At 60.1% G+C, this 5,704-nt stretch carries 4 protein-coding genes and 1 pseudogene; 4 read left to right on the forward strand and 1 reads right to left on the reverse strand.

What is annotated here, in order from left to right; genetic code table 11:
• Nucleotides 1–114: 114 nt before the first annotated feature.
• Nucleotides 115–2,148 (reverse strand): nucleoside-diphosphate sugar epimerase/dehydratase, encoded by a 2,034-nt coding sequence (locus EOA27_RS19040; RefSeq protein ID WP_126078434.1) that lies wholly within the window; start codon nucleotides 2,146–2,148, stop codon nucleotides 115–117.
• Nucleotides 2,149–2,543: 395 nt separating this feature from the next.
• Between EOA27_RS19040 and EOA27_RS19045 the strand changes: the two genes are divergently transcribed.
• The 4 genes and pseudogenes from EOA27_RS19045 to EOA27_RS19060 form a co-directional block, all read left to right on the forward strand.
• Nucleotides 2,544–3,335, forward strand: a complete 792-nt coding sequence (locus EOA27_RS19045; RefSeq protein WP_126062044.1) for an ABC transporter permease — start codon at nucleotides 2,544–2,546, stop codon at nucleotides 3,333–3,335.
• Nucleotides 3,336–3,342: 7 nt separating this feature from the next.
• Entirely contained in the window at nucleotides 3,343–4,086 is a 744-nt protein-coding gene (locus EOA27_RS19050; RefSeq protein ID WP_126078435.1) for an ABC transporter ATP-binding protein, read from the forward strand.
• A 305-nt stretch (nucleotides 4,087–4,391) separates the two neighbouring features.
• Complete coding sequence (locus EOA27_RS19055; protein ID WP_126078436.1) at nucleotides 4,392–5,522, forward strand: DegT/DnrJ/EryC1/StrS family aminotransferase; 1,131 nt, start codon at nucleotides 4,392–4,394, stop codon at nucleotides 5,520–5,522.
• Nucleotides 5,519–5,704: pseudogene (locus tag EOA27_RS19060) on the forward strand (hypothetical protein); the annotation flags it as partial. The gene EOA27_RS19055 and the pseudogene EOA27_RS19060, both read left to right, overlap by 4 nt.

Here is a 5,704-nt window from a genome sequence, read left to right on the forward strand (position 1 = left end):
ATCCTTCGTGCCCATGAGGACGGCCACGCGCCGAACTTTCGCGGTCACGGTGTCTGAACCCGCGGGCGCATTCGAACGGGCTTCAACGGCCGATTTCGGGCGGGTGGCACTGCTCTAACCGATCTGTGCGGCCGTTTTCGGCACAGCCTGGCCGTGCGCGCCGAGGTCTGCCTCGGCCTGGTATAAGCCGCCCAAGACGGCAAGCGCCGCGGCCTTGTCGCGATCGTGCATCGCGGCCACCAGCGCCGGCAGCGCGGCCTCGATCCTGGACCATTGCACGACGTCGCTCCTGAGGCCGAAGATCTTGGCGATGTCGAGCTTGACGACCTCTTCATTCTCGCCATGCAGCGTCTCGTGCAGCTTCTCGCCGGGCCTGATGCCGGTGAAGCGGATCGGAATGTCGGTGTAGGGGCTTTTGCCGGCCATGCGGATCATGGTCTCGGCGACTTCGAGGATCGGCACTGGCTTGCCCATGTCGAGCATGTAGATGGCGTAGTCGTCCTTGCCCTGACGCTGCTCGGCATCCGCGGCCGACATGATGACCAGATCGACCGCCTCGGCCACGGTCATGAAATAGCGGGTCATGCGCCGGTCGGTGATGGTGACTGGGCCGCCGGCCTCGATCTGCGCCTGGAAGATGGTCGCCACCGAGCCATTGGAGCCGAAGACATTGCCGAAGCGCACGGCGATGAACTTGGTGCCGGAACGATGCGCGCTTGAGAGGCCGGCCCCATGACCGTTCGCCGCGGCGGCATGCAAGGATGATGGCGCGGCATGGGCCTCATGCAGCGAGGAGACGATCTGCTCTGCCGCCCGCTTGGTGACGCCGAGCACCGAAGTCGGGGCGACGGCCTTGTCGCTGGAGATCAGCAGGAATTGCGGCACCCCGCATTCGGCGGCGATCTCGGCGCAGGCGAGCGTGCCGAAGACATTCGTCTCGATCGCCGCTTCCCAGTTCTCTTCCAGCAGCGGCACGTGCTTCAGCGCCGCGGCATGAAAGAGGATCGCGGGTTTGAACTCGCTGACGAGACGCATCATGTGAGGCCGGTCGGTGACGTCGACGATGCGGCTCGTCAGCCGGTCGCGGTGCTTCTCGTCCATCAGCTGATCGAGCTGGAAAATGCCGAATTCGGAATTGTCGGCCACCAGCACCGACTCGGCGCCCAGCTCCAGCGCGCGCTTGACAAGCACGCGGCCGATGGAGCCAGCGCCACCGGTGACCATCACCCGCTTGCCGGCGACGAAGGCGCCGATGCGCGTCGTGTCGGTGGCAACCGCCGAACGGCGCATGATGGTTTCCATCTCGACGGTGTCGAGAACCAGCCTGCCGCCCTGCCCCAGCTCCGACAGGCCGGAGAACTGGACGACGGCGATGCCGCTGTGGCGGGCGACGCGCACCAGCTCGGCATAGTCCTCGATGTCGCGCTCGGCGCCATTGCCGAAAATCAGGAGATCGAGGTTTTCCGTGCCCTTGACATAGTCCTCCAGCACCTCGACCAGGCGCGGCCGAAGCGCCACGACCGGGACGCCCTGGATCCGGGCGCCGAGCGGCGCCTCGCTCTCGGTCGCCATGATGCCGGCGATGGCGTATTCGGCCGGCACGGACGTGCGCGTAAAGCGGACGATCACGTCGGCCTCGCTCAACCGGCCGATGAACAGCGCCTGCTTGATCGAAGGGTCGCTGGCAGCGCGGCGCAAGATGCGCCAAGAGGCGCCGTCGCGGAGAAAGCGATAGTAAAGTCTAGGCGCCGAAATGATGGTGAAGGAGACCAGGAAAAAGACGATGAACTGGCGCTCGTTGAGGCCGGCGACCGGCTGAAAAAAGGAGCGGAAGGCGACCGCAGCCAGATAGAGGACGATAGTCAGGCTGCCGCAGCCCTTGAGGATGTTGAAGAAATCGGGCGTGGAGGCAAAGCGCCAGACGGTGCTGTAGAGGCCGCTAGCGCGAAACAGCAGATGGGCGACGAGCACGATGACCGCCCAGCAGGCCAGCCCGCCGGTGGAGAAGGCATCGAAGGAAAGCCTCGACTGAGAAAGCGTGAGGCTGAGCGCCACCGAGACCAGAACCATGACGAGGTCCTGAACCATGATGATGGCGCGCCGCATCTTCGGTCGAATGCCCGATACGGCTTCTACATAGGCGGTCATTGGGTAGTACTGAACTCCAGGCGTAGGGACACTCTATCAGAACCGCGCAGGACAAAACATCGTCCGCCGCCACTCTGGATTGCAAATCCCCAACCCCGTCGCCCAATTATCGCCTTAGCGCGGAGCGAGCGGGAGGGCCAGAGGTTTTTTGGGCGGATATCATCTTGCTGACGATTTGTCTCAAAGCAGCAACGACTCAGACTGGACTGTTATTCTTCAGGAAAACTGCCGCAGCATCCAACAGATTCTGCTAATGGAAATCATAGCATGACGATCCGGCTTCACTAAGCCGCAGCGCGCTGCCATAAGCTTGTCGCAATAGCTATGAAAGAGGTGTAGGGGGGCGTGCGGGGCGAGAGGCGAATCACCGGAACAAAAACTGTGACACCACGACTATGATCTCGGTACTGAATGGCGCCCTCGACGACATCTCCCGAACCATGAAGCTGCGAAGGGTATGGATTGCCCTGGCTCATGAGGATATCGGAGACCAGCATCGGCGCACCACGCTCGGACCACTTTGGCTTCTCGTCAACTATCTTGCCTTCGCGGGAACATTCGTTTTCGTGTTTCAACCGATTGGCAAGGATGCGGCAGGCTATGGCGCCTACGTCGCCATCGGCCTTATGGTGTGGTTTTACCTCATGGAGATCATCTCCCTGAGCGTCCCACTCTTCAAGCGCGAAGAGAGCTTCATCGAAGGTACGACGCTGCCGCTGTTCGTCTATGTGATGCGGCTGACGGTACAGTCGGTGATCCGGGCCGGTTATGCAGTTGTCGGATGCATCATTATCCTGCTGATCAGCGGGCCCTCGCTGACGCCTGCGTGGCTGTGGTCGCTTGCTGGACTGCTGTTGATCTTGTTGACCACACCAGCCCTCATCACGGTCTTCGCGTTTTTGGGCGCATTCTTTCCAGATAGCGAATTCATCGTCGGCAATCTGATGCGCGTTGGGATGTTCTTCACACCCGTCTTTTGGGTCTATAATGGCCAAGACGCTATACAGAGATACTCCTATCTCTGGAACCCGTTCTCTTACTTCCTGGACGTTGCGCGCATTCCGATCCTCGGGGGTGAGTTTCCGAGTAACGCCTTCGCCATCACCGGCGCCACAGCGTTGGTCACGTGGACGATCGCGCTGCTGCTGCTTGGCAGCTACCGCCGCCAGGTCGTCTTTTTGATTTGAGTTTGTGATGGTTTCCATAAAGCTGGACAACGTCAGCCTGATCTACAAGCTGCACGAAAAACTGACGCTTTCGGCGCCGGATCGGCGTTTAAGCGCGACTGGCGGTCGAATAGAAGGCTCCGGCCGAAAGCAGTTTGTTCAGGCGCTCGACGGCGTCGGTTTCGAACTCAAGGCCGGCGACCGGCTTGGTCTTGTCGGCCCGAACGGAGCCGGTAAGACAACACTGCTGAAGGTCCTCTACGGCATTTACGAGCCTTCCGGAGGGAGCGTCGCGATCGAAGGTAAGGTCGACGCTCTTTTCAACATCAACATAGGGTTTCGCCGCGAAGCGACCGGCCGCCGCAACATTGTGTTGCGGGGCTTGATCAACGGATGGTCGGAAGCCGAGATTGAAGAAAAGATGGAAGACATCATTGCCTTCAGCGAGCTCGGCGATTTCATCGACCTGCCTTTCAAGGCCTATAGCCAGGGTATGGCGGCGCGGCTCGCCTTTTCGGTGGCGACGGCGCTCGACCCCGAAATCCTGCTCATGGACGAATGGATCGGGGCGGGGGATGCCTCTTTCCAGGAAAAGGCCAAGAAGCGCATGGATGAACTGGCCGAAAAGGCAGGCATAATCGTTCTGGCGAGCCACAGCGAGAGTCTTATTCAAAGCGTGTGCACGAAGAGGCTAACGCTCAAAGGCGGCCGAGTGGAGTCGCTGACAGCGGTGCCGGTCAAACCTGTCGAGGCCGCGTTGGCCCGCCCCTAAAGCATGCCTCCCGAAAATGGGGACCGGTTTCGAGATAAAGAACATGCGTAAAATCAAGGACCTTAAAGCGCATGGGAGCGCATCCGAAGGATCGCGACGCGCTTTAGGCTTGCAACGTTTTGCAAAATGACGCGTAGCTGTTGCGGCTAGGCCGGAATCTCAATAGTTGTGCCCGTGGTTCCGGCTTTCCATTCTGCCCGTGACGGCAGTATCTCAGATACTTTATATTAGAACTACCTGAATTTTCTGGGTGTTTTGCAGTTCGAGCAGGCCGGGATCAATAAAGATACGCTGTTGAGTTGTTGATGACGAAGCCGAATGCCGTTCCGATGAACGATCTCAAGCGCCTGTATCAGCGCTACGAGGTCAAGATTGCGCGCGAAGTAACGAGCACGTTGCAATCCGGATGGTGGCTCAATGGCGCGGCCGGGAAGCGATTCGCGGCAAACTTTGCGAAATTTGTGGGAGCCTCTGACTGCATCCTCGTCGCCAACGGAACAGACGCCCTCGAGCTTGCTCTGCGCTCGGTCGTCGGGCTCAACGCTTCGCATGGACGCGAGGTGATCGTGGCGGCCAATGCCGGGGGATATGCCAGTTGCGCCTGCTGGCACAACGACCTCGTTCCACACTATGTCGACATCGAACCCGCCAGCCAGCTTGCAAGCATCCAAGCGGTGCTGGAGGCAGTGGGTGCCGACACCGCTGCGATCGTCGTTACCCACCTTTACGGAGGTGTGGTCGATGTTCCCGCTATCCGGGCAGGACTTATCGATGTGGGCATGTCGCACATACCGGTCATCGAGGACTGCGCCCAGGCACATGGTGCACGCATCGGGGATGAAACGGTCGGATCGCTTGGTGACATCGCCACTTTCAGCTTCTATCCGACCAAGAATCTCGGCGCGATGGGGGATGGCGGCGCGGTCCTAACCTCCAATCCCAGGCTGGCAGACCGCGTTCGTCAGCTTCATCAATATGGCTGGAGCTCCAAATATCATGTGGGATTGCCGGGAGGGCGCAACTCCCGCATGGATGAGGTCCAGGCCGCGATTTTGGATATCCTTCTTCCGGATTTGAACAGTCGCAATGAACAGCGCCGCGCCATCCTCGACCGATTCAAGTCTGCTGCCGGGAGCCGGCTCCGGTTCGTCGACGGAGGCAGCGGCGCCGTCGCGCACCTTGCGGTCCTACTCTGCGACGATCGGGATGCATTCCGGGTGTTCATGAAGGCCCGCGGAGTCGATACCGATGTCCACTATCCCGTACTCGATTGCGATCAGGCTGGCTGGGCTGACCTGCCCATGAAAGGGACCCAAAATCTCGCGGTCTCCAGGGCAAGTATCGGTCGTCTTTGTTCCCTTCCGTGCCACCCAGACCTGACGAGCGACGAGATCGAGCAAGTGTGCAAGGCTCTCGGTGAATGGGAGGCATTGTGACGGCGCGCTCCATCGTCTTTCCCATCTATCGAAACGAGGCGAATATCCCCGCCCTGATGCAGGCAGTTGCCGGCTTTCACGGCAGGTATAGGGGCGATATCGAGTTTGTCTTCGTTATTGATGGATCGCCAGATGCATCCGGCGCGCTGCTGGTCACGGCTTTGAAGGATACCGGCTACGAC

The organism is Mesorhizobium sp. M2A.F.Ca.ET.037.01.1.1 (genome assembly GCF_003998075.1).
In the GTDB taxonomy this organism is placed as follows: domain Bacteria; phylum Pseudomonadota; class Alphaproteobacteria; order Rhizobiales; family Rhizobiaceae; genus Mesorhizobium.

Bases quoted from the DNA above. Each gene is read 5' to 3' on its own strand.
- EOA27_RS19055 (WP_126078436.1), top strand. From the start codon at position 4,392: ATGACGAAGCCGAATGCCGTTCCGATGAACGATCTCAAGCGCCTGTAT.
- EOA27_RS19045 (WP_126062044.1), top strand. From the start codon at position 2,544: ATGATCTCGGTACTGAATGGCGCCCTCGACGACATCTCCCGAACCATG.
- EOA27_RS19040 (WP_126078434.1), bottom strand. From the start codon at position 2,148: ATGACCGCCTATGTAGAAGCCGTATCGGGCATTCGACCGAAGATGCGG.
- EOA27_RS19050 (WP_126078435.1), top strand. From the start codon at position 3,343: ATGGTTTCCATAAAGCTGGACAACGTCAGCCTGATCTACAAGCTGCAC.